The sequence below is a fragment of the Alishewanella sp. HL-SH05 genome (assembly GCF_052655985.1).
Genome location: NZ_CP199753.1, coordinates 2,491,406 through 2,516,109 on the forward strand (window position 1 = coordinate 2,491,406; position 24,704 = coordinate 2,516,109).

19 protein-coding genes and 1 pseudogene are annotated in these 24,704 nt (G+C 46.9%); 9 read left to right on the forward strand and 11 right to left on the reverse strand.

The features are described from left to right. Nucleotides 1–83: 83 nt before the first annotated feature. From fabG to yceD, 6 genes are all read right to left on the reverse strand, one after another. Nucleotides 84–830: a 3-oxoacyl-ACP reductase FabG gene (fabG, locus tag ACUJFL_RS11410; protein WP_226749978.1), complete on the reverse strand. Its 747-nt coding sequence runs from the start codon at nt 828–830 to the stop codon at nt 84–86. Between the two features lie 10 nt (nt 831–840). Further along, nucleotides 841–1,776 (reverse strand): ACP S-malonyltransferase, encoded by a 936-nt coding sequence (fabD, locus tag ACUJFL_RS11415; RefSeq protein WP_445427553.1) that lies wholly within the window; start codon nt 1,774–1,776, stop codon nt 841–843. A 15-nt stretch (nt 1,777–1,791) separates the two neighbouring features. Beyond that, a complete protein-coding gene (locus ACUJFL_RS11420; RefSeq protein WP_226749980.1) occupies nt 1,792–2,751 on the reverse strand; it encodes a beta-ketoacyl-ACP synthase III in 960 nt (319 codons plus the stop codon). A 6-nt stretch (nt 2,752–2,757) separates the two neighbouring features. Continuing rightward, entirely contained in the window at nt 2,758–3,756 is a 999-nt protein-coding gene (gene plsX, locus ACUJFL_RS11425; protein WP_229588036.1) for a phosphate acyltransferase PlsX, read from the reverse strand. A 65-nt stretch (nt 3,757–3,821) separates the two neighbouring features. Further along, complete coding sequence (rpmF, locus tag ACUJFL_RS11430) at nt 3,822–3,986, reverse strand: 50S ribosomal protein L32 (protein WP_226749982.1); 165 nt, start codon at nt 3,984–3,986, stop codon at nt 3,822–3,824. Nucleotides 3,987–4,001: 15 nt separating this feature from the next. Then, the gene (gene yceD / locus ACUJFL_RS11435; RefSeq protein ID WP_226749983.1) at nt 4,002–4,529 is read right to left on the reverse strand and encodes a 23S rRNA accumulation protein YceD; all 528 of its coding nucleotides are present in this window, start codon (nt 4,527–4,529) and stop codon (nt 4,002–4,004) included. A gap of 117 nt (nt 4,530–4,646) precedes the next feature. Between yceD and ACUJFL_RS11440 the strand changes: the two genes are divergently transcribed. Next, nucleotides 4,647–5,249, forward strand: coding sequence for a Maf family protein (locus ACUJFL_RS11440; RefSeq protein WP_445427554.1), 603 nt, complete (start codon nt 4,647–4,649; stop codon nt 5,247–5,249). A gap of 6 nt (nt 5,250–5,255) precedes the next feature. Here ACUJFL_RS11440 and ACUJFL_RS11445 read toward each other — a convergent pair whose 3' ends face one another. Together ACUJFL_RS11445 and rluC are read right to left on the reverse strand one after the other, a co-directional pair. Then, on the reverse strand, nt 5,256–5,903 hold the full coding sequence (locus ACUJFL_RS11445; protein WP_226749985.1) for an HAD family hydrolase: 648 nt from the start codon (nt 5,901–5,903) through the stop codon (nt 5,256–5,258). Nucleotide 5,904: 1 nt separating this feature from the next. Beyond that, nucleotides 5,905–6,858, reverse strand: a complete 954-nt coding sequence (gene rluC, locus ACUJFL_RS11450) for a 23S rRNA pseudouridine(955/2504/2580) synthase RluC (protein ID WP_445424896.1) — start codon at nt 6,856–6,858, stop codon at nt 5,905–5,907. 511 nt (nt 6,859–7,369) lie between these two features. Here rluC and rne point away from each other — a divergent pair. Beyond that, nucleotides 7,370–10,743 (forward strand): annotated as a pseudogene (gene rne, locus ACUJFL_RS11455) (ribonuclease E). 472 nt (nt 10,744–11,215) lie between these two features. Here the strand turns inward: rne and ACUJFL_RS11460 are convergent. Further along, on the reverse strand, nt 11,216–12,385 hold the full coding sequence (locus ACUJFL_RS11460; protein WP_445427555.1) for a DcaP family trimeric outer membrane transporter: 1,170 nt from the start codon (nt 12,383–12,385) through the stop codon (nt 11,216–11,218). Nucleotides 12,386–12,592: 207 nt separating this feature from the next. On the opposite strand from ACUJFL_RS11460, the gene acs reads away from it, so the two are divergent. Next, nucleotides 12,593–14,548 (forward strand): acetate--CoA ligase, encoded by a 1,956-nt coding sequence (gene acs / locus ACUJFL_RS11465; RefSeq protein ID WP_445427556.1) that lies wholly within the window; start codon nt 12,593–12,595, stop codon nt 14,546–14,548. Between the two features lie 109 nt (nt 14,549–14,657). Beyond that, nucleotides 14,658–15,332 (forward strand): response regulator transcription factor, encoded by a 675-nt coding sequence (locus tag ACUJFL_RS11470; RefSeq protein ID WP_226749989.1) that lies wholly within the window; start codon nt 14,658–14,660, stop codon nt 15,330–15,332. A 33-nt stretch (nt 15,333–15,365) separates the two neighbouring features. Here ACUJFL_RS11470 and ACUJFL_RS11475 read toward each other — a convergent pair whose 3' ends face one another. Continuing rightward, the gene (locus tag ACUJFL_RS11475; RefSeq protein WP_445427557.1) at nt 15,366–18,914 is read right to left on the reverse strand and encodes a PAS domain-containing hybrid sensor histidine kinase/response regulator; all 3,549 of its coding nucleotides are present in this window, start codon (nt 18,912–18,914) and stop codon (nt 15,366–15,368) included. Nucleotides 18,915–19,071: 157 nt separating this feature from the next. On the opposite strand from ACUJFL_RS11475, the gene ACUJFL_RS11480 reads away from it, so the two are divergent. The 5 genes from ACUJFL_RS11480 to ACUJFL_RS11500 all read left to right on the forward strand — a co-directional run bounded on the left by ACUJFL_RS11480 (nt 19,072) and on the right by ACUJFL_RS11500 (nt 24,249). Further along, nucleotides 19,072–19,335, forward strand: a complete 264-nt coding sequence (locus ACUJFL_RS11480) for a DUF4212 domain-containing protein (protein WP_445427558.1) — start codon at nt 19,072–19,074, stop codon at nt 19,333–19,335. 5 nt (nt 19,336–19,340) lie between these two features. Next, nucleotides 19,341–21,122 (forward strand): sodium:solute symporter family protein, encoded by a 1,782-nt coding sequence (locus tag ACUJFL_RS11485; protein WP_226749992.1) that lies wholly within the window; start codon nt 19,341–19,343, stop codon nt 21,120–21,122. A gap of 93 nt (nt 21,123–21,215) precedes the next feature. Continuing rightward, nucleotides 21,216–21,734 carry a hypothetical protein gene (locus tag ACUJFL_RS11490; protein WP_226749993.1) on the forward strand — a complete coding sequence of 173 codons (519 nt, stop codon included), beginning with the start codon at nt 21,216–21,218 and terminating at the stop codon, nt 21,732–21,734. Between the two features lie 34 nt (nt 21,735–21,768). After that, entirely contained in the window at nt 21,769–23,589 is a 1,821-nt protein-coding gene (locus ACUJFL_RS11495; protein ID WP_445427559.1) for a putative nucleotidyltransferase substrate binding domain-containing protein, read from the forward strand. After that, the gene (locus ACUJFL_RS11500) at nt 23,590–24,249 is read left to right on the forward strand and encodes an exonuclease domain-containing protein (protein ID WP_226749995.1); all 660 of its coding nucleotides are present in this window, start codon (nt 23,590–23,592) and stop codon (nt 24,247–24,249) included. Here the strand turns inward: ACUJFL_RS11500 and ACUJFL_RS11505 are convergent. Next, complete coding sequence (locus ACUJFL_RS11505) at nt 24,246–24,704, reverse strand: YehS family protein (RefSeq protein ID WP_445427560.1); 459 nt, start codon at nt 24,702–24,704, stop codon at nt 24,246–24,248. The two genes, ACUJFL_RS11500 and ACUJFL_RS11505, sit on opposite strands and share 4 nt — an antisense overlap.

The window sequence follows — 24,704 nt, forward strand, 5'->3', positions numbered from 1 at the left end:
TTGGTGTGGCGCTAGTTTATTCGTAAGCTTAGGTTGTTGCAAGCAATGCGATAGGCATTTTTTGCTGGTCAAACCTGATTAGCTTACACCATATACATACCGCCGTTAACGTGAACTGTTTCGCCGGTGATATAAGCTGCGTGCGTAGAAGCCAAAAACGCCACTGTTGCTGCTATTTCTTCTGGCTGCCCTAAGCGATTAGCCGGCACTTGCGAGAAAATAGCGGTTTTTTGCTCTTCAGACAACTCTTTCGTCATGTCTGTATCAATAAAACCTGGCGCAACCGCGTTTACGGTAATTCCGCGTGATGCAACTTCTTTTGCTAACGACTTAGTAAAGCCTAAAACACCGGCTTTGGCTGCAGCATAATTGGTTTGACCGGCATTACCCATTGAGCCAACAACTGAGCCAATAGTAATGATGCGACCGAAACGCTTTTTCATCATGCTGCGTAACACGGCTTTGCTTAAGCGAAATACCGATGTCAAATTGGTTTGCATAATATCAAACCATTCATCATCTTTCATCCGCATTAGCAGGTTATCGCGAGTAATACCGGCATTATTGACTAAAATGTCGATTTCACCAAATTGATTTTTAATTTGCTCAAGGCAAGCGTCAACCGAAGCGGTATCGGTCACGTTTAGTACTAAACCCGCCCCCTGCTCACCAAGATATTCACCAATGGCAGCCGCGCCTTTTTCAGTGGTTGCCGTGCCCACAACTTTAGCGCCTAACGCGGCTAATTGCTCTGCAATAGCTCGGCCAATACCACGACTTGCGCCAGTAACTAACGCAACTTTGCCTTCTAAACTGATAAAATTATTCATCTAAATACCCTTATTCTGCTGCTAGCGCGGCGGTAAGCGACGTTGCATCATTAACTGAAGCGGTTTTCAGCTCTTTATTAATGCGTTTAATTAAGCCACTTAATACTTTGCCTGCACCTAATTCCAGTACTTCGGTAACGCCTTGCGCGGCAAAGTACTCAATAGTTTCAGTCCAACGCACTGGGCTGTATAGCTGCCGGATCAGTGCATCTTTGATCTCTGCTTGGATATTCGTTGCCATTACATCAACGTTATTGACCACAGGCGTACTAGGCGCAGCAAAGTTAAGTGCCGCTAAATCTAAAGCTAGTTGCTCCGCAGCGGGACGCATTAACGCACAATGTGACGGAACGCTGACCGGTAATGGTAAGGCACGTTTTGCGCCAGCGGCTTTACAGGCTTCACCAGCACGCTCTACTGCCGCTTTATGACCGGCAATCACCACTTGACCTGGAGAGTTGTAATTAACCGGTGAAACCACCTCACCTTGTGCCGCTTCTGCACAGGCTTTGGCAATGGCTACATCGTCTAAACCAATAATGGCTGACATAGCGCCCACACCGGCAGGCACCGCCTGTTGCATATAGTGACCACGCTTTTCTACCAGCTTAACCGCGTCGGCAAGTGACAACACGCCCGCACAGACTAACGCCGAATACTCACCTAATGAGTGCCCTGCAAAATACGCCGGAGCCGCACCGTTTTGTTGTTGCCATAAACGCCATACCGCAACAGATGCCGCTAATAAGGCCGGCTGTGTACGATGCGTTTCATTTAATTCTGACTCAGGGCCAGTTGAAACCAGCGCCCAAAGGTCATAACCCAAAGCAGCAGAAGCTTCGGCAAAAGTGTCTTGAACCACGGTATGTTGCTGATACAGCTCGTTAAGCATACCCACGCTTTGTGAACCCTGACCGGGAAACACGATGGCAAGTTTAGTAGTCATAGTGATCCTGAAAAATTAATAACGAATTAACGCTGACGCCCAAGCGAAACCACCGCCGAACGCTTCTAGTAATAAGGTTTGGCCTCGTTGAATACGACCATCGCGGATCGCTTCATCCAAAGCAGTGGGCACGGTGGCGGCCGACGTATTGCCATAACGATCAAGGTTAATCACCACTTGATCCATCGACATATCTAACTTACGCGCTACTGCAGCAATAATACGTAAATTGGCTTGATGCGGCACCAGCCAGTCAATATCAGACTTCTGCATATTATTGGCTTCTAACGTCTGCTCAACCACTTGCGACAGCTTGTTAACGGCCACTTTAAACACGTCGTTGCCTTTCATGCTGCCCCATGATTCGTGTACCGATTTTTCATCGCCACGGATCGGATTATTCACGTACAGCAGCTCTGAATATTTACCATCGGCATGAATATGGGTCGATAAAATACCGGGTTGCTCAGAAGCTTCTAGCAATACCGCACCGGCGGCATCACCAAATAAAATCACCATAGAGCGATCTTCAGGGCTGACTAATTGCGATAAACAATCTGAGCCAATCACCAAGACCCGCTTTGCCATACCACTTTTAATATATTGATCGGCAATACTTAAGCCATAACAGAAGCCGGCGCAAGCCGCAGCTATATCAAAGGCAGGAATGCCTGGAATATCTAGATCGCGCTGAATTTCACAAGCCGAGCTCGGTAATGAACGCGCCGAGCTGGTGGTGGCGCAAATGATCAGATCAATGGTGTTTTTATCGATGCCGGCAGCTTCAATTGCTTTGAAAGCAGCAGCAGTACCCATACTGGCAACTGATTCATCAGGGCCAATAATGCGGCGCTCTTTAATGCCAGTACGCTCGATAATCCATTCGTCTGTGGTTTCTACCATAGACTCTAGGTCCGCATTGGTGCGAACCAGTGACGGGAAATAACTCCCGGTACCAATAATTCTTGAGTACATGCTACCCTATGCTTTATCAATAAGAACTTGTTCCAACCGATCTTTTATTTTGGCTGGCACTTGGCGTTCAACCTCGCGCACAGCTTGTCGGATGGCACTTAAAAATGCGTCTTTTGTCGCATTGCCATGACTTTTCACTACGATGCCGCGCAATCCTATCAGACTTGCACCATTATAGTGGTCGGGGTTCATTCCCTGATAAAGACTTTTTAGCACAGGTTTAAACAACCAGCTTAATAAAGCGGCTAATGGCCGTTGTTTAATACTCTGTTGCGCCCGCTTAATAATCAGCTTAGCAACGCCTTCACAGGTTTTCAGCGCGACATTACCCACAAAGCCGTCACAAACAATCACATCAGCCTTGCCAGAAAAAATATCATTGCCTTCAATATAGCCGATATAATTCAAACCGTTGCATTCGGTTAATAATTGCGAAGCACGTTTTATTTGATCTGAGCCTTTAATTTCTTCCTCGCCCATGTTCAGCAAGGCCACCCGTGGGGCTTTAATACCAATAACTTGCTCGGCCATCACCGCGCCCATCATGGCAAATTGAAATAACGTATCTGCATCACAGTTTACCGTAGCACCTAAATCCAACATATAAACCGGATTACCTTGGCAACTGGGCAAAGCACTGATTAAAGCTGGTCGCTCAACGCCGTTAAGCATTTTTAACACATAATGTGCGATTGCAATTAAGGCACCGGTATTGCCGGCGGAGACACAGGCGTGGACTTGTTCTTGTTCAACCAGTTCTAAGGCATGACGCATGGCACTTTCACGTTTGCTGCGTAACGCTAACGCCGGCTTGTCGGCCATAAGTACTTGCTCAGTACTGTGCACAAAACGAATACGCGGTTCGTCGACCACACCAGCAAGCTTTAACGCTTGTTCTAGTACTGGCTGATCACCACATAAAACTAATTGAAGATGAGGGAATTCTTGAAGCGCTGCCAGAGCGGCAGGAATAGTAGATTGGGGGCCGAAGTCGCCCCCCATCATATCTAAAGCCAAAGAAGGCTTTAGCTGCTGCACGTGCTTACCGGTTAGGATAAGTGCGTCCAGACTTATTTTACTTTACGGCCTTTGAAGTAACCATCGGCAGTAATGTGGTGACGACGGTGAGTTTCACCAGTAGTTGCATCAACTGACAGCGTAGGGCCAGTTAATGCATCATGTGAACGGCGCATGTCACGACGTGCACGAGATTTTTTGTTTTGCTGAACAGCCATTGTATTTCTCCTAAATCACTTTTTTTTCAATTCTTGCAGTATAGCGAATGGGTTGGGCTTTTCTGGCTCTGGCCCGATATCACCGAAGCTAAGTGAGTCAGGATCAACCTGACAATCAACCGCATCATGCATCGGAAACAGTGGCAATGCCAGAATGAGTTCATCCTCAATCAACTGCCGTAAATTAATCTCGCCGTGCTCATCACGCTCGACCACGTCATAGCGCTCAGGAATCAATTCCAAAGCCGCGTTATCATCTCCTTTAACAGGAGTATATGCAAAACTTACGTCTAGTGTGAGTGGTATGGGTTCACCACAACGCTCACATTTAACACTTACCTGGCAATGCGCTGTACCGTTTAACACAGTAAGGTTTTGCTGGTCAATTTCGCATTCAATTCTGACTGTTACGTCGTCTTGGTACGCCATTAACCCTTCTTTAAGACGGATTAAGGTGTTTAGTGGCACTATACCGGAGTAACCGGAACGTTTTTGTGCTGCTTTAACCGGATCGAGCGTAACAGGTATTTTCAATTTTTGCATAAGGCGCGCATCATATAGAAGCAGCCCCTTGCTGTCAAAGGGTTCTGCAGGTTTTTCAACATTTTTGTCAGCAGGCTATTATAGTGTGCACCCTGTTGTTTATAAAAGGACTATTTTGTGACTATTGCCGAACGCCCTTCACTATATTTAGCTTCAACCTCGCCCTACCGTCGCGCGTTGTTAAGTAAATTAACTGAAAATTTTCAATGTATTGCCCCTAACACTATTGAAACACCCCGTGTCGGTGAAAGCGCCGAAGCCTTGGTACAGCGTTTAGCAACCGAAAAAGCACACGCTGTGGCCAGTACGTTAACGAGTGGCTTAGTGATTGGTTCAGATCAAGTGGCGGTATTTGGTAAAGAGATTATTGGCAAACCGCATACGGAAGAAAAAGCCTGCGCGCAATTACGCCAATTTAGCGGCCAAGCGGTGCAATTTCTTACGGGTTTAACCGTAGTTAATGCCGCAACAGGTGAAACACAAACCACACTTGATAGTTTTAAGGTGCATTTTCGCACATTGACTGAGGCAGAGATCCGCTGTTACGTGGCACGAGAACAGCCGTTGGATTGCGCTGGAAGCTTTAAAAGCGAAGGCTTAGGCATTTGTTTATTCAGTAAATTAGCAGGCGATGATCCTAACAGCTTAATCGGCTTACCACTGATTAAGCTGTTGCAACTGCTGCGCCAAGCTGGCCGAGATCTGTTACTTGAGCCTTAACAGCGCTTAGCGCACCCAAGCGGGTAAATCAGCTAGCCGATCGATAATGGCTAATGGCGCATATTGTTGCAACACAGCAACGTCATGGGCGCCATGGCTCACCCCAATCCTAGGCATGGCAATAGCCTGAGCCATTTTCAGATCATGACTGGTATCCCCCACCATAATCGCTTCATTGGCAGCAACACCAAGCTGTTGAATAATTTGTTGTAACATATCGGGATGGGGTTTTGATTGTGCTTCATCGGCACAGCGACTGGTAGCAAAATAGCGCGCTAAACCGGTTTCGGCAAACATGCGATCTAAGCCTTTGCGCGCCTTTCCCGTGGCTACGGCTAATAGTACATTACGCTCAGCTAATTGCTGTAACACCTGCTCGGCATCGGCAAATAACGGTGTCGGCGTGGTGTCGTGCTGCACATATTGATCGCGATAATGCTCAAATAGTTGCTGCCGCTGCGCGGAATTAGCGCTTGGAAACAACATGTCAAATGCCGGATCTAAGCTTAAACCAATAATATGCCGCACCGCGGCCGTGCTTGGCACAGCAAGTCCGGTATGCAAGGCAGCAGCTTGCATCGACGAGACAATTCGCCCAACGGAATCCATGACGGTGCCATCCCAATCGAAAATCACTAACTTGACTGCTGACATCTTATTTTCTCGTTAACTGGCTCATGGCTTGGTTTAACTGCTCATCCAGCGGGGCTTCAAACCGCATGGTTGTCTCGGTGCCGGGATGCATAAAACTTAAACTGTATGCATGTAAAAATAACCGATTAAGCCCAATTTTATTCATTTGGCTACTAAAGGTGTTATCACCGTATTTGTCATCGCAGGCTATTGGGTGACCTTTACAGGCGGTATGAACCCGAATTTGGTGGGTACGGCCTGTTACCGGAAAGGCTTCTACTAAGGTGCCTTCCTGATAACGCTGCAAAATACGAAAACGCGTTTCCGATTCTTTGCCTTCTTTAGCATCGACCCGCACCACTCGCTCACCCGATTGCAGCGTGTTTTTCTTTAACGGCTCGGTCACTTTACGCATTTTGTTGTCCCAATCACCCGATACTAACGCCCAATATTTTTTCTCAACAGTTTTATCACGTAACTGGGCATGTAAATGCGTTAACACCGAACGCTTCTTCGCAATCATTAAACAGCCCGAGGTATCACGGTCTAAGCGGTGAACTAATTCAAGATGTTTGGCCAAGGGCCGCAAAGCACGTAAGGCTTCAATAACACCAAACTGCAAGCCACTGCCGCCATGAACCGCCATACCTGATGGTTTGTTTAACACGATTAAATCAGCGTCTTCAAACAAGATATGCTGCTCTAAATCTTTTACCATGCTCAATTTAACAGAGATAGCATCCGGCTCTGCAGCAACGGTAAACGGCGGTACACGCACCACATCGTCAGCTTGCAGCTTGTATTCAGGTTTGATGCGTTTTTTGTTGACCCGCACCTCACCTTTTCGCAAAACCCGATAAATGACACTTTTAGGTACGCCACGCAGCCGGGCAATCAGAAAGTTATCTATGCGCTGACCAATAAAATCACTTTCGATTTCAATCATTTGCACCGGCAATTTTATTTCATCAGTCATGGCTTTAAATTACTCTGCTAATATTACAATTCAGTTGCTATCCAAGGCGGAATAGTGGGATAATCACCCCGCTAATTCTGCCGAGTTTCGGCAATTAGGGCGCTCACAGTGACATAAGAGAAGTTGTGCGGCACCGTCAGGGGATGTGATCATACCGAAATCGTGGTGAAAACCAATGTTTTTTATACCCCCGGCGTTTACTCACTGCCATTTGCCTGAGGTAATGTTGCGTAATTTGTTACCAACAACGGCAAAACACAAGATCCGGTCACCGAGCAAAAATAAAGATTAGCCAGAACGCAGCGCTTTATGGCGATGTGTGTCAGATTTAAAAACGAAGACAGTTTAGCCTGCCCCAACAATACGTGTAGGCTCGCTACTGTAACGAGTAAAAAATTAGGTTCCCTCAAGCACCCAGTCGGGAGACTGCAGCATTATGTGTTTGATAACGTCTGAACACTCAGGTGCCCGGAAAAGTTGTGTTGTGGCTGCATAAATGAGTCACCCAACAATGAAAAGAATGTTAATTAACGCAACGCAAGAAGAAGAAATTCGTGTTGCATTGGTCGATGGCCAAAAACTGTATGACCTGGATATCGAAAGCCCAGGCCATGAACAAAAAAAAGCGAATATTTATAAAGGCAAAATCACCCGTGTTGAACCCAGTCTAGAAGCGGCCTTCGTCGATTATGGTGCTGATCGTCATGGTTTTTTACCGCTAAAAGAAATTTCCCGTGAATATTTCCCCTCTGGTTATAGCTTCGATGGCCGTCCTAACATTAAGGAAGTGGTTAAAGAAGGTCAGGAAGTCATCATCCAAATTGATAAAGAAGAACGCGGCCAAAAAGGCGCTGCGCTAACGACGTTTATCAGTTTAGCCGGTTCTTACTTGGTATTAATGCCCAACAACCCGCGTGCGGGGGGATTTCTCGTCGCATCGAAGGTGACGAGCGTCAAGAGTTAAAAGATTCGTTAGGCCAACTAGAAATGCCCGATGGCATGGGTTTAATCGTGCGTACTGCCGGTGTAGGTAAATCTTACGAAGAGCTAGATTACGACTTAAAAGCATTATTAAAGCATTGGTCAGCCATCACCGAAGAAGCTAAAAAGCGCACGGGTCCGTTCTTAATTCACCAAGAAAGCAACGTGGTTTTCCGTGCGATCCGTGATTATTTACGTCGTGATGTTGGCGAGATCTTAATTGATAGCCAGAAAATCTTTGAAGAAGCTAAAGTGTATATCCAACAGTTCCGCCCTGATTTTGCCCACCGGGTAAAAATGTATCAGGGTGAAGTGCCGTTGTTTATGCATTACCAAATTGAAAACCAGATTGAAACCGCCTTCCGCCGCGAGGTGCGTTTACCTTCAGGTGGCTCTATTGTTATCGATAGCACCGAGGCGTTGACCGCCATTGATATTAACTCGTCAAAAGCGACCAAAGGCGGCGATATCGAAGAAACCGCCTTTAACACCAACCTAGAAGCGGCTGATGAAATTGCTCGCCAATTACGTTTACGTGACTTAGGTGGCTTAATTGTTATCGACTTTATCGACATGACGCCGGTGCGCCATCAACGTGAAGTAGAAAACCGTTTAAAAGATGCGGTAAAACAAGATCGCGCTCGGGTGCAAATTGGCCGGATTTCGCGCTTTGGTTTGTTAGAGATGTCACGCCAGCGTTTACGCCCTTCACTGGGTGAGTCAGCCGGACACGTCTGCCCTCGTTGTCATGGCCGTGGCACTATCCGCAGTATTGAATCGTCAGCCTTATCAATCTTACGTTTAATTGAAGAAGATGCGATTAAAGACAACACCAGCCAGATCCATGCGCAGGTACCGGTGTCTGTCGCCACGTATTTAATGAACGAAAAGCGTGAAGGTGTGCGTCGTATTGAACAGCGTAATGGTATTCGAGTGTTTATTATCCCGAATGAGCATTTAGAAACGCCAAACTACGAAGTGACACGTATTCGTATCGACGAAGAAATCGAAGATGCCAGCTACACTCTGCCTAAAGTGCCCGAGCACAGTACTAAGCTGTATCAGCCAAGCAGTGACGCCGTTAAAGAAAAACCTGCGGTTTCCGCGTTAAGCTTATCACAAGCGTCTGCTCCGGTAGCTGCACCTGTTGCGCCAGCAGCGGCCCCAGCCAGCGCTGTCCGTCCTGCGGCTACGCCAACAACACAGGGTTTAGTCAGTCGGTTGGTCACCTGGTTAAGCAGTGTATTTGCACCAGCAGCTCCCTCTGCCGAAACCACGCCAGTGACTAAAGAGCAGAAAGCCAACAGCACGAAAGAGCCGCGTAACGAGCAACGTTCTGATCGCAACGAAAACTCACGTCGTCGTAATAATCGTCGTCGTCGTCCGGATCAAGAAAAAACAGCAGATAAAGCGGTTGAAAAACCCGTTGAAAAAGCAGCGGCTGTTGAAGAGAAAGCGCCTCGTCCAGAGCGTAATCGCCCACAATCACAAGATAAACCTGCTCGCGCTGCGGAACCTCGTAAAGCCGCGTCTGAGCCACGTGCTGAAAAACCGTCGGCAGAAACAGCGGATGAACCAAACAGCCGTGCCGCAGCCGCTGAACGTCGGCAACGTCGCAATCTGCAACGCTCTGTACGTTTAGCTAAAGCGGAAGCTGCCGACACACTAGCACCCGCTGTCGTTGCGGTTGACGCTGCCAAAGCAGAAACAGCTGCAGCAAGCAAAGCGCCAGCAAAAGATCAGCTCAACGCCGTTGAAACCGCAACCGTTACTGCGGCGCCAGCCGTTGTTGAAACCGCCAGCCCTGCAGCTGACGTCAAGAGCTCGAGCGTATTAGAGCCCGTGGTAGTCGCCGAGGCTTCGCCAATCAGCGAAACCAAACCGGCTGCTGAAACGGCTATCGCAACTGCTGAAAGCGTTGCCGCGGACAGTAACGAAACAGAGGCAGAAACAGCCACTACAACTGAAAGCCTCTCTGATACTGAAAGTTCTGAGCCTCGCAGTCGCAGTCGTCGTTCGCCACGGCATTTACGTGCCGCCGGTCAAAAGCGTCGTAAAGAACAAACCGACACGACAGCTACCACTGAACAGCCGGTTGCCACAGAAAATACTGCGTCGAGTGCTACAGAGAGTACTGAGGCGAATGCCACAACTGACGCGGTAGAGCCTATCACATCAGAGCCTGTAGCGGATGCCGTCGATACCCCTGCGAATGACGCTGAGAAGCCAACACGCAGCCGTAGCCGTCGTCGCCCAGCCAAAGCCAGTGCTGACACAGTAAAAGCAGATGAGACGGCAGCGGCCACTGTTGCAACCGATGAAGCGGCATCAGCCCCTGTGGTAACTGAGCAAAGCCCGCAACAGCAAAAGCTAGAATTAGCTGAGCCAGAAGCGACGCCTACCGCGGTGGTTGTACCTACTGAGCCGGTAAAAGCCCCTGCTACAGCAGCAAAAGCTGAAGAAGTGACGGCCGAAGCTGTGCCCGTGGCAGCCAAAAACAGTAACAAGGCTGCCGCCGAAGTAACGCCAGTTGATGTAACGCCAGCTGAAGTAGCAACACCGGTTGTTGCTGAAGCGACTGAACCGGCTAAAGCTGACGTTGCGGCTCCAGTTGCAGCTGCACCGGCTAAAGAGGAACCGGCTAAAGCTGAAGCGGTTATAGCTGCTCCTGTTGTCACAGCCCAACCTAAAGCAGCAAAAGCTACAGGCAGTCGCTTTGGTAACATGGTCGTTGCAGAAATGACGAAACCACAAACGGTAACAGAAGAAGCCAAAACAGACGTTGTCACGGCAGTCACTGCTGAACAACGTCCGGTTGTCAGCTCTTCTAGTCGCCCGGCCGGCTCGGCGTTTGCGCGTCAATCGGCATCAGCACCGATGACTAAACCGGGTAAACCCGAGTAATATTGTCGCATCTGAGTTAAAAAGCCGGCTTTGCCGGCTTTTTTATTGGCTGTTTTTTAGTGCACTATTTTATGCAGCTTGTTTTATCAAGCATGGCTATAAAATGTGTTTATTCGCTAATCTAGGGTGCAAGTGAGGCTAAGCTAACATCGCTGCAGCTTGTGCTGGCATTATCTGATCCAACCTCGCGCTTAAGTCGACACTTGCAACGGTTTACTGACAAAGGTTTGCAATGCCAGCTAGCCAGCAAAATAATATGTCGCAACGGCTTATTAAGCGAGGCAAAATGGCTTGAACAGCCAGTCACCTCAGAATGTTGTTGCGCTTGCTGGGCGGGCTAAAACGGAGCGAGCGTCATGTTGGTAGTTAAGTGCCTATAACACGTTTTTATTAAAACTAAACATTGGCAGCGAGTGCTGCGGCCATAAAAAACGCCTCATATAGAGGCGTTTTAGAAAGCTAACTATTTAACTTAGAAGTCGTATTTAGCGCTGAACTGCACACGGTGCATATCACCATCTAAACCGCTTTCGATTTCACGATTAGCATACTTGTATTCAACACCCATCATAAATTTGGTATTGAACTGGTATAACGCATTGACACTGTAGCTCTGCATGGATTTATTCGCTGAAGTACCAGTCAAGCTGGTGTCATTATCAACATTTAACGCTGAATATAAGAAGGTTGAACGCCACTTGTCATTCCACAGATGACGATACGCCACGGAGAAAGACGTTGATTTAATGGTTTCAAGTTCAGCATCACTTGTCGTACCGGTTAATACCGCGCCATTAGAAGCATTTAAACCGACATAACGGCCTAAACCTTCACCGGTGTTAATGGTAAAACGAATATCATCTTTATTAGCAAGGTTAAATTTACCACTGAAAGACACACCGTAAGACGCCACGCTGTCATCTAATACACCGTTTTCGATAGCAATTTGTCGAAGCAAACCGGCCACTCGGAAAGAAGCATTTTCAGTTTTAAAGTTGTAACCCACCGTAAAGTCAGGAGTAGCATTGTCATCTGTGGTGATACGAGCGCCGCCACCAAATGGCGTGACCGTGCTTTCTGGGTTTTCTACCGCAATAGAGAAATTACCTGAAGTGTAACGAACTTGAGCTTGACGAATAAAGATAGCCGCATCAGCATTACCAACGAAGTCTAAGGTATCCGGTAAAGACTGTAAGTCCATAAAGTTTGACCAAGTTTGGCCAACTGTCCAATTTTTGTAATTAACAAAAGCATGGCGCATAACGGGGCTGTAACCGTTGGTGGTTCGCTCATCGTTACCGTTATTACTGGTTTGAAAATCAAATTCAATACGCCCTGTCATCTTTTCACCGTTACCTAAATCGGTTGAGGTGGTAAAGAAAAAACGCGTTTGACGGGCATGCATATCAAAACGTGTTGTGCTGTCGCCATTTATCGGTGTGACAGAAGGGACATAAAAATCACGCCCGATTGACGCTATGTCACCGTCTGCATCACTAACCATCATATCAAGTTTCACGTAACCACCGTAACTCACTTCGGTGTCGCCCACTTTAAAGCCGTTGTTCGCATGTGCAGCGCCTGCAGTTAAGGCTAATGCGATAGCTGCAGCTAAGGTATTCCGTGTCTTACTTTGTCTCATCTGGAGTTCTCCATGTTTTTTTATAGTAGTACTGATGTCGTTTTTATTGTATCCAAACTCTGAGCGACAGTCTGCATCTTCGCAATTAGCCTTTAGTCGCAATTCGCACTCTGTTTTAACATCGTCTAGACTATGGTCTAATTTCTTTAAACAGCTGTCTCCGTTAGTAATGATTAATAATAAATACGATAATCCGTAGGGGATGATATGACGCAACCAACTCTTTATCCGGTGCCTGAAAAAATCAAGCAGCATTGCCATGTAACTGATGAGCAATATCAAGCACTGTACCAACAATCTATTGAACAACCTGATCAGTTCTGGGGTGAACACGCTAAGAAACTGGATTGGATTAAACCGTTCACTCAGGTTAAAGACACCAGTTATGAACTGGGCAAAGTGAAAATCAATTGGTTTGCCGATGGCGTGCTAAATGCTAGTGTGAACTGTTTAGATCGTCATCTTGCCACACGAGCCAATCAAGTGGCTTTTTATTGGGAAGGGGATGAGCCTGGCGTTGAGTCAAAAGTCACCTATCAACAACTGTATGATGAGGTTTGCCAACTGGCCAACGGCATGAAAGCCCTAGGTGTGAATAAAGGTGATCGGGTCACCATTTACTTACCGATGATCCCGCAAGCCGCTGTTGCGCTATTGGCCTGTGCTCGAATTGGTGCGGTGCACTCGGTGGTGTTTGCCGGTTTCTCGCCTGATGCATTGGGCAGCCGTATCGTCGATTGTGATTCAAAATTGGTGATCACCACCGATCAAGCCTTACGGGGTAGCCGTGCTACTAACCTAAAAGACAACACGGATTTAGCCTTAGCGCATCTTGGCGACACCAACCCAGTTAAAAATGTCATTGTGATTAAACATGTTGGCAAAAGCATTGATTTTCACCATGGTCGGGACGTTTGGTATCATGATCTGCTTGCTGCACAACCTAAAGAATGTGCACCTGAGCCGATGAATGCGGAAGATCCACTGTTTATTCTTTATACCTCCGGTTCAACCGGTAAGCCCAAAGGTGTGCTTCACACCACTGGCGGTTATCTGCTGTATGCCGCCATGACGCATCAATATGTTTTCGATTACCAAGAAGGTGATATTTACTGGTGCGCCGCAGACGTTGGTTGGGTTACAGGCCACAGTTATATTATTTACGGGCCGCTTGCCAATGGCGCCAGCAGCGTGATGTTTGAAGGTGTTCCTACCTACCCTAGCGTAAAACGTATTGCGCAAATTGTAGATAAATACCAAGTCAATATTTTGTATACCGCGCCAACAGCCATCCGCGCCTTGATGTCGCATGGCGATGCGCCTGTTGCCGGTGCCGATTTATCTTCGTTACGGATCTTAGGTAGCGTCGGTGAACCCATTAACCCAGAAGCATGGAATTGGTATCACGAAAAAATTGGTAAGGGTAATTGCCCTATCGTTGATACTTGGTGGCAAACAGAAACAGGCGGCATTTTAATTACGCCATTACCGGGTGCCACAGCCTTAAAACCTGGCTCGGCAACGCGGCCATTCTTTGGTGTTAAACCGGCGTTAGTGAATAACGAAGGCAATATCGTCACAGGTGCGGGCGAAGGTAACTTAGTTATCACGGATAGCTGGCCTGGACAAATGCGTACCTTATTTGGCGATCACGAACGCTTTGAGCAAACCTACTTCAGCACCTATGCAGGGGTGTATTTTACCGGAGATGGTGCACGTCGAGATGAAGACGGCTATTATTGGTTAACGGGTCGTGTCGATGACGTATTAAATATTTCTGGCCATCGTTTAGGCACCGCTGAGATTGAAAGCTGTCTTGTTGCGCATGAAGCGATTGCTGAGGCTGCCGTAGTCGGTTACCCACACGATATTAAAGGCCAAGGTATCTATGTGTATGTTTCACCTCGGGTGGGTGTAGAACCCAGTGAAGAGCTAACCAAAGCGATTAGAGCCTGGGTGCGTGAAGAAATTTCACCTATCGCTACGCCAGATCTGATACAGTGGGCTCCTGCCGGATTGCCGAAAACGCGCTCTGGTAAGATTATGCGCCGTATCCTGCGAAAAATTGCAGCCAATGAACATGATCAGTTAGGAGATATTTCTACACTGGCTGATCCATCAGTGGTTGAATTATTGGTAAATAACCGCTTAAATCGTAAGTAAGACACCCGTCCTCTTACGTAGAGCTGGTGTGTCTCCAGTCGCAGCAGAAAAGGCCGCTACCATGCGGCCTTTCTTATAACAAAAACAAGCTAAAACCACTGGAGGGAAGATGGCAAAGTTAATCGTAGCAGACGACCATCCGCTATTTAGAAACGCGCTTATTAATGCTATCAGCAGTACTTTTGCAACCAAAGCCACTGTTGAAACAGACAGTTTTGAAAGCACCTGTGCCGCCCTAGAACAACATCCCGATGCTGATTTGTTATTACTCGATCTCCATATGCCGGGAAACTGCGGTTTCTTGGGGTTAATTCAACTGCGGAAAAACTATCCCAGTTTACCAATCGTGGTGATTTCAGCGAGTGAAGATTTGGATGTGATCCGCCGCGTCATGTCGTTTGGCGCCTCTGCCTATGTCCCAAAATCCGCTAATCCTGTTGATATCAGTACCGCCTTAAATGCGGTGCTAGATGGTGAGTTATGGGTTCCGAAGAATTTGCAAAAACAAATTTTAGAACAAGGTGATACCGAGCAAGATTTGGACTTAGCCTCACGGGTGGCGCAATTAACCCAGCAGCAATACAAAGTTTTGTATTATTTAACTGAGGGTTGGTTAAATAAACAAATTGCTTATGATCTGCATATCTCAGAAGCCACGGTTAAAGCGCATATTACGGCAATCTTTCGTAAACTGGGCTGCACTAACCGCACCCAAGTGGTGATCCAAGCGCAACGGCTCACATTAGAGCCGCCGGTTGATCGCGCTATGGCACAACAACAATAAGTGCTTGTTTGCCATTAAATCGCCAGCGAGGGCCTAATTAGCGGCCCTTTTCAGCATTTTAAAATGATTCAGGGTTGCCCGTAACGCCCCTGGCTTAATCGGTTTAGCTAAAAACATCAACGACTCCGCTTTAGCTAAGACCGCTAAATCAGCTTGGGGTGAAGCCGACACCAAAATGCCATTTACCTCTCCCCAATACTGACGGATCTGCCGATACAGATCTAAGCCATTCAAATGTTGGCCAAGTTGATAATCAATAATAATCACATCCGGTGCGGGATGGTTCGGCGCATAACTGAGTAACTCTTGTTCATCATAAAAACACTGCACATCAGTGATCTGCCATTGCTGTAATAAGACTTTTAACGCCGCTAAGTTAGCCGCATCATCATCGACACACACCACCGACAACCCTGGTAAGGGCCTTTGCTGCAGAGGGCTTGGCAGAGGAAGTTCTTGGCGGCGCTTACCAAGCACTAACGGCAAGCGAATACTAAACACCGTGCCCTTACCCGGCCAAGATTTCACTAACAATTCATGGCCAAGTAATTTCGCCATCCGATTGACCACCCCCAGGCCCAAACCCAGCCCTTGTTGGCCTTTAGCCGTGGCATCAATGCGATAAAAGTCTTCAAAAATACGCTGCAGATCCGCCTCACCAATACCCGGGCCAGAATCCCACACTTGCAATAACAAATGATCACCACGTTTGCGACAACCTAGTAAAATGCGTCCTTTATTGGTGTACTTAATGGCATTAGATAACATGTTTTGTAAGATCCGCCGCAAATAAGTGGCATCGGTTTGCACTTGTAACGAGCTGGTTTTTACTGTTAAGGATAAGCCTTTTTGACTGGCCACCAAGCCATATTCGTCGGCTAATTGCATTAATAATTCTTTTAACGGTACCGGCTGTACATTCGGTTGTAACTTACCATCATCAAGTTTGGCGATTTCTAATAAGGTTGAAATCAGCTCTTCTGAAGCTTTCAGCGAATTATCAAGCTGCGTTAAAATCGCACTTTGTTGCTGCTTGTCGTGAATGCCTGCTAAAGCGGCAGTAAACAAGCGCGCGGCATTTAACGGCTGTAAAATATCGTGGCTGGCTAAAGCAAGAAACCGGGTTTTCGACGCATTCGCCGCTTCAGCTTCGGCTTTTGCTTGCAGTAATTGCTGTTCTGTTTCACGACGACGCCCTACCTCAGCCAGTAACTCCTGGTTCATGTCAGAAATAGTTTGCGTACGCTCATGCACCCGATCTTCTAAGTGCTGCTTCGCCTCGGCTAAGCCCTGCACGGCTTTAACATGGTCCGAGATGTCGGTAAAGCTGGTGACAAAACCGCCGCCAGGGATGGGGTTACCGCGCATTTCGACCACTTTACCATCAGGTCGCACCCGCTGAAAAACATGAGGCGTACCATTTCGCATATGCATAATACGTTTTTCAACGTGCTCATCCGGATCACCGACGCCACAGAGCCCGCGCTCCGCATTAAGCCGCACAATATCTGCCACCGGCCGCCCCACACGCACCATACCATCAGGATAATTAAACATCTCTAAGTAGGATTTATTCCACGCGACCAAATTCAGATCACGATCAACCACACTGACCCCTTGACTTAAGTGTTCTAGCGTTGAGAATAATATTTTGCGCGAAAATTGAATGGCCTGCGTAGTGTCATCAAACAAGGTGACGACATCTTCAAACGCCAGTTGCCGCCCTTCAAGTACCGCATTAACCATAGTAGAGGCAGACGACGCGCCGATGACCCCAGCGAGTTCACGTTCAACGTGTTCGACTAACCCAACGCTAGGCAAGTCATCCAGTTGCAGAGTCATTTGCTGTTTACGACCAAATTCGGCTAAACACTCTGCGGCACGTTGATTACCAACAAATCGTTCCAGTAAGATTTTTAAATCACTGTTATGAATGCGAATACGCCGCGCTGGCGTATCTTGATGTTTAATCGGTAAATTCGGTTTAACAAAGGCCACCGCCTGTAAGCGATCTAGCAAGTTTACCTTGGTACTTAACGACACCAACGTATAAGCAAGCACATTAAAGCCCAGCGACACCAAGACACCATGGCTTAACGAATCCAGCTTAATACCAAACATGGCCGTAGGCAGAAGCCAATTCAGCCCAAAGACCCCCTGCTGCATAATGGCGCTGCTTAATACCCCGGCATTCACCAGTTGCGGTAACATTAAGGTGTAAAACCATAACACCATACCAATGCTTAAACCCGCATACACGCCATAAGCATTACCACGACGCCAATAAAGCCCGCCAACGACCGCAGGGACTAATTGAATGGTCAGCGCAAAGGCTAACAAACCGGTTTCGGCCAATTCGTAGTTGCGGGCAAAGACACTGTAATACAGATAAGACAGCGCCATTACCACCACGATCATGGTACGCCGTACCACCAAAATTAATAGGCTGTAATCGTGTGATAAACCTTTTTGCTTACTCGACTTTAATAAGCCAGGCATCACCACATCATTACTGATCATCGTGGCTAAAGCTAAGGTCGCAATAATAATCATCGACGTGGCGGCAGAGAAGCCACCGATAAACACTAATACGCTTAAAACGTTCCATTCCATCCGTGAAGGGATTAACAACACAAAGCTATCGGCCAGCTCCAGCATATCGGGAAACAGTTGCATACCGGCCACGGCAATCGGGATCACCACTAAGGTGACTAAAACTAAATAACCGGAGAACCAGCGTCTGGCATGACGTAAATAATGATGCGAGACATTTTCGACAAAGGCGACATGAAATTGTCTGGGTAGCAAAAACACCGCGACCATCGCCAACAGTGTTTTCGTAATAAATTCAACCCAACCGGGTGTGGTCAGTTGTTCTTGCTGCGACACCGAATGCAAGGCAAAAGTACGAAGCACAGACTGATCAGTATCAATTAAGAATACATACACAGCTATGGACAACATTAAAAGTGCAAATAGCTTCACCACGGATTCGAAGGCGATGGCTACCATCACCCCACGGTTTTGCTCGGTCAGGTGAAGTTTGCGTGTACCAAATAAAATGGCGAAAAACGCCATAGCGATGGCGCTTAATAAGGCACTGTCTTGATACCATGCTAATTTACTGTCATCAAAGCTGCCGCCAAGTAATACCTGATAAGAGCCTGCCACCGCCTTTAATTGCAACGAAATATAAGGGATCACCACAATCAAGCAAACAATAGCCGCTAAAGTGGCGATATTGCTGCGCTTACCATAGCGGGCAGAGATAAAGTCAGCAATCGAGGTCACGTTTTGTTTTTTCGACACATACAACAGCTTAAATAAAAACGGTTGCGCGAAGATAAACAGCAGAATAGGCCCTAAATAAATAGCAATGTAATCCCAGCCGCGGGTCACTGCCGTACCCACTGCACCATAATAGGTCCAAGAGGTACAATAGACCGCTAACGCCAAGCTATAAATTAAACCGCCATACTTTCGTATTAGACGATCGTCGGCATGGCGTTCACCCCAATTGGCAATTAAAAACAAACCACCGACATACATTAAGGCTAATAGGGCTACAGTCCACGCAGTCACGGGATTCTCCATTTAGGGTTGTCAGCTAACTTTGGTTTTAGTGCGGCACCTTGTCAATGCTTCAGTACAAGTCTTCGACTAAAGTCGGGCTAGCAGAGCAGCTAACTACTGCTACATTAGAATTGCTCGAAAATAAAAACTAAAGGAGACACAACTTATGGCAAATAATAACACGAATGCCGCTGCATATTGGAGCGCTAACCTGCGCCTCATAATCATAAGCTTAGTGATATGGGCAACCGTATCCTATGGCTTTGGTATTTTACTTCGGCCGTTACTGGCGGGTATTAGCGTCGGCGGTACTGATCTGGGCTTCTGGTTCGCACAACAGGGTTCTATTCTTACGTTTATCGCGTTGATCTTCTTCTATGCCTGGAGAATGAACCAACTGGATAAAGAATTCGGTGTGGACGAGGAGTAAGCAGGATGAGTCAATTTGCAATAAACTTGATATTTGTTGGCGGCTCGTTTGCCCTCTATATCGCAATCGCTATTTGGGCCCGAGCGGGTTCAACTAAAGAGTTCTACGTGGCCGGTGGGGGTGTCAACCCCGTCATGAACGGTATGGCAACCGCCGCGGACTGGATGTCAGCGGCATCGTTCATTTCTATGGCTGGCTTAATTGCGGCGGGTGGTTATGCTAATTCCACTTTCCTAATGGGTTGGACCGGTGGTTACGTTTTATTAGCCATGCTGTTAGCCCCCTACCTACGTAAATTTGGTAAATTTACCGTACCTGACTTTATCGGTGATCGCTTTTACAGCACAGGAGCTCGCTTAGTTGCGGTAGCTTGTTTGATTATCGCCTCAGTAACCTACGTTATCGGTCAAATGACCGGTGCCGGTGTGGCGTTCTCTCGTTTCCTTGAAGTGAGTAGCGACATGGGTCTGATCATTGCGGCAGTTATCGTATTTTTATACGCGGTAATGGGTGGTATGAAAGGTATTACTTACACGCAAGTTGCACAGTATGTCGTGCTGATCATTGCTTACACTATTCCGGCAGTGTTTATTTCATTACAACTTACCGGCAACTTCTTACCGCCATTAGGCTTATTTGGTACCCATATCGAATCAGGAATGCCGTTACTGGCTAAGTTAGATATGATTGTTCGTGAGTTAGGTTTCCAAGATTACACCGCAGATGTTGATAATAAACTGAACATGGTGCTGTTCACGCTGTCACTGATGATCGGTACTGCAGGTTTACCCCATGTTATTATCCGTTTCTTCACTGTGCCTAAAGTAGCCGATGCGCGTTGGTCAGCAGGTTGGGCATTAGTGTTTATCGCGTTATTGTATTTAACGGCACCCGCTGTTGCGTCAATGGCACGTTTAAATTTATTAACCACAATTTACCCTGCAGGACCAACAGCTGAAGCGGTTGATTACACGCAACGTCCAGATTGGATGAAAACATGGGAAACAACCGGTTTAATCAAGTTTGACGATAAAAACGGTGATGGTCGTATCCAGTTCTATAACGATTCTCCTGCTTTTGCTGAAAAAGCGGCAGAACGTGGTTGGAATGGTAACGAGTTGACAGTAAACAATGACATTTTAGTTCTGGCCAACCCTGAAATTGCTAATTTACCAGGCTGGGTTATCGGTTTAATTGCGGCCGGTGGTTTAGCAGCAGCATTATCAACTGCAGCCGGTTTATTGTTAGCGATTTCGTCCGCGATCAGTCATGACTTAATCAAAGGCTCTATCAATCCGAATATTAGTGAAAAAGGAGAGTTATTAGCCGCACGGATCTCCATGGGGGTCGCCATTGTTATCGCCACCTACTTAGGGATGAACCCGCCAGGCTTTGCCGCACAAACGGTGGCCTTAGCCTTTGGTATCGCTGCAGCTTCTATTTTCCCTGCATTGATGATGGGTATCTTCTCTAAGCGAGTGAATAATAAAGGCGCCATTGCAGGTATGCTGGCAGGTTTAATCTCTACCTGTGTGTATATCTTCTTATACCTAGGCTGGTTTTTCATCCCAGGTACTGCGTCTTTCGCTAACACACCTGATAACTGGTTATTTGGTGGTACAGGTTACGGTATTTCACCGCTGTCGTTTGGTGCAGTAGGTGCGATGATTAACTTCACCGTTGCCTTTGTTGTATCATCAATGACAGAAGCCCCTCCACAGCGCATCCAAGAACTGGTAGAAAGTGTGCGTTCGCCACGTGGTGCAGGCCAAGCCATCGATCATTAATATCGTGGCAGAACATGGCTAGCGTAAGAGCAGCTTGTTCTGCCTCACCCTCGGGCTTTCTCTGGAAAGCCCGAATTTTTTAGGAAGTCCGTTATGTTGTGGGAATTAATTGCAACGATTTTTGCAGGTTTAGGCGCAGCAGGCGTTGCCCTAGGCTTACGCTTTATCAGTCGTCAGCGCCTACCCCGTTGGCTCATCCCTGTGTTCGCTGCGGTGGGTATGCTTAGCTTTCAAATTCACAGTGAATACAACTGGTACAGTCATCAAACAAGCTTATTACCTGAGGGCGTTGCGGTGGTAAAAACCATTGAACAAACCGCGCCATGGCGTCCTTGGAGTTATTTCTTTCCTCAAACTTTACGTTTTATCGCCGCCGATGTGGCTAATGCCGCAGTCAATCAGCGCAATTCCGCGCTGGTGTTAGTCGACTTATATTTCTTTGAACGGCGCATGAGTGCTAAACGCGTACCGCAAGTTGTGCATTGCCAACAAATGGCTCAGGCTGACTTTACCGAAAACTTGCAGATCCCCACTGCGGATGAAGCCTTATCTGCGCAATGGCGTCCATTGTCGGCAACCGATCCCATCATTACCTTGCTATGCGCAAAGTAAAGCCGGCCTAAACGAACTAAAACAGGAGCGCATCATGGAAGTTGCCGAAGTCACTAAATTTTTAGCACACACCACCCCCTTTGATCAGTTAGCTGAAGGGCAACTAGCGGATTTGGCGGCTGCACTAAATGTGTATTATTGCCAAACGGGCGAAACGGTGGATACCAGCACAGAAAATTTACTGATCGTCCGCACCGGTATTTATGCACTCTATAGTGATCAACAACAATTGCTTACCAAACTGGAAGAAGGTGATTTTTATGGTTATCAACTGCTGTTAACCGGCCTAGCTGATAACGATCAACTGATCTGTGAAGAAGATGGTTTATTATTTTGGTTACCGGCCACGGCTTTTCATCAAATGCGCTATCAATATAAAAATATTGATATCTTTTTTCAGCGCTTATTTGGCCGAAGGCTACATCAATACAAAGAGCAACAAGGCTCGCGTTTTACCTTAAAAGTATCTGACATTGCCCAAGCGCGCAAAGTTGCCATACATGGTGAACAAACCGTGCAAGCCGCTGCCCAATTAATGACTGAAAAACGTGTCTCCTCTTTATTAATTGAACAAGACGAACGCTTAATTGGAATTTTAACCGACCGCGATTTACGCAGTCGTGTTCTGGCGGACAACTTACCAGCAGCAACACCGGTGAAAGAAGTGATGACGCCAAAACCACAAACTATTGATAAGCATGCTTATTTGTTTGAAGCAGTCCAACTGATGAGCCGTTTTAATGTGCACCATTTACCGGTGATGGACCAAGGTATTAGCTATGGCATGATCACAACCACAGATGTGATCCGCTCTCAGCAAGATCACCCCGTATATTTGATTGGTGAGATCCATCGTCAAACCTCGATCGATGGCTTAGAGCATTGCAGCATGCAAATTAATAACTTAGCGCTGATTTTAGGTAAGCAGCAAGTGCCTGCCTATGAAGCAGGTCATATTATTACCACCATCACCGATGCGCTGACGCAGCGTTTAATCAAATTAGCCCAGAATGAGTTTGGCCCCGCGCCCTGCGTATTTAGCTGGTTGTGTTTTGGCTCACAAGCTCGTATGGATCAAAGTATTAATGCTGATCAAGATAACGCCTTATTACTGGAAAAAGAGCCCAGTGGCGAGATTGGCGAGTATTTTGCCAAATTAGCCGATTTTGTCTGTCAAGGTTTGGCTCGTTGCGGTATTACTTTGTGCCCGGGCAATATTATGGCATCGAACCCTGAGCTTAGAATGAGTTTAAAAGGTTGGTCAGGAAAGTTTGCGCGCTGGATCTCCTCGCCGACCCCTGACGCTATTCTTAAATCCAGTATCTTCTTTGATATGCGCGTGGTTGAAGGCTCAAAGGGGCTATTTAACGCACTACAACACGATATTTTAGCCCGGACTAATCAATCATTATTTTTATTACAACTGGCACAAACCGCATTACAACGCACAGCGCCATTGAGTTTTTTAAAAAACTTTATCCTAGAGCACGACGGAAAACAAAAAAAAGGCTTGGATCTGAAAAAACGTGGCATCAGCTTAATTACCGATATCGTGCGGGTGTATGCTCTGGCAAATGGGATCCATGAGGTAAATACACGTCAGCGTTTAGAGCGCTTGACAGCAGAAGGTATTATGGAAGCAAAAGATACCCAAAATTTATCGGATGCTTTTGATATTTTAGCGCAATTGCGTTGGGATAAGCATTTACACGATATTAGCCAAGGCCATGAAGCCAGTAATTTATTGGATCCTGCCGTGCTGTCGGGTTTACAACGACATCAATTGAAAGACAGTTTTGCGGTAATCAACGGCGCACAATCGTCCATGAAACATCGTTATTGTCGAGAAATGTAAATGTTTGGATGGTTACAGAAAAACCCCGAGTTGTATGCCGAAATACTGACGTTTAATCAGGTGGCGTTACCCAGCGCTGACACACCAGCACGCGAGTGTCGATACTTAGTATTAGATTTAGAACTCACCGGCTTAAATGCCAAACAAGATCATATTGTGAGTATCGGCTGGTTGCCTATTGTTGAGCAACATATTCGGCTAAGTGAAGCACGACATTACTTAATTGAAGCGCCGGTCAGTGTCGGACAAAGTGCCATTTATCATGGCTTACATGACAGCGACTTAAAAGATGCCCAAGAGTTAGCCGACGTATTAACGTTTTTGCTTAAGCAGTATCCCGGCTATATTTTTGTCGCACATCATTGCCGCTTAGATCGGGCTTTTTTACAGATCGCTTTTCAGCGGCACTTTGGCAAGGCGCCCCGCATGCTGTTTCTGGACACGCTGAATATCGAATATCACCGCCTGCAAAAGCTGGGATCGCGGCTAGCGACTGATGCCCTGCGCTTACCGCAATGCTTGGCGCGACATCACCTACCGGTGAGTGCACAGCATCATGCCTTAGAAGATGCCTACGGCTGTGCCCTACTGTTTTTAAGCCAATTAAAGAAAAGCCACTCGGCTATCACGCTAGGCGATTTACAACTGCATAGCCGTTAAGGACGCAGCTTAAGCTGTAAGCCTTTTAGCACATTACGCAACACTTGCGCTTGGCATTGCCGATAATGTGGATGATCGGGTTTGCGAAAAAATGCGCTGAGTTCCGCTTTACCCATGCGAAAATCGGCTAATGACAACAAGGCTAACAGATCATCATCTCGCAGCGTAAAAGCGATTTTCAATTTACGTAAAATAATATTGTTATTTAAGCGCGCTTCCGCGATCGGTTGCTCGCCCTCTTTTTGGCCACGTTGACTGCTAATTAAGCCATTTAAAAACTGCGCCAACGCTTGGTCTTCTAATGCTAAAAATACGGAATCTTCTTCTTTTGCCAGCCAGCCAATAATCTGTTCACGACTACACACTAAGCCCCCTAGCGCAAAGGTTGCCGCCATAGTGCTGTTGTTGTAATCCATAATAAAGCGCAGACGACGCAGAATATCGTTATTAGTCAT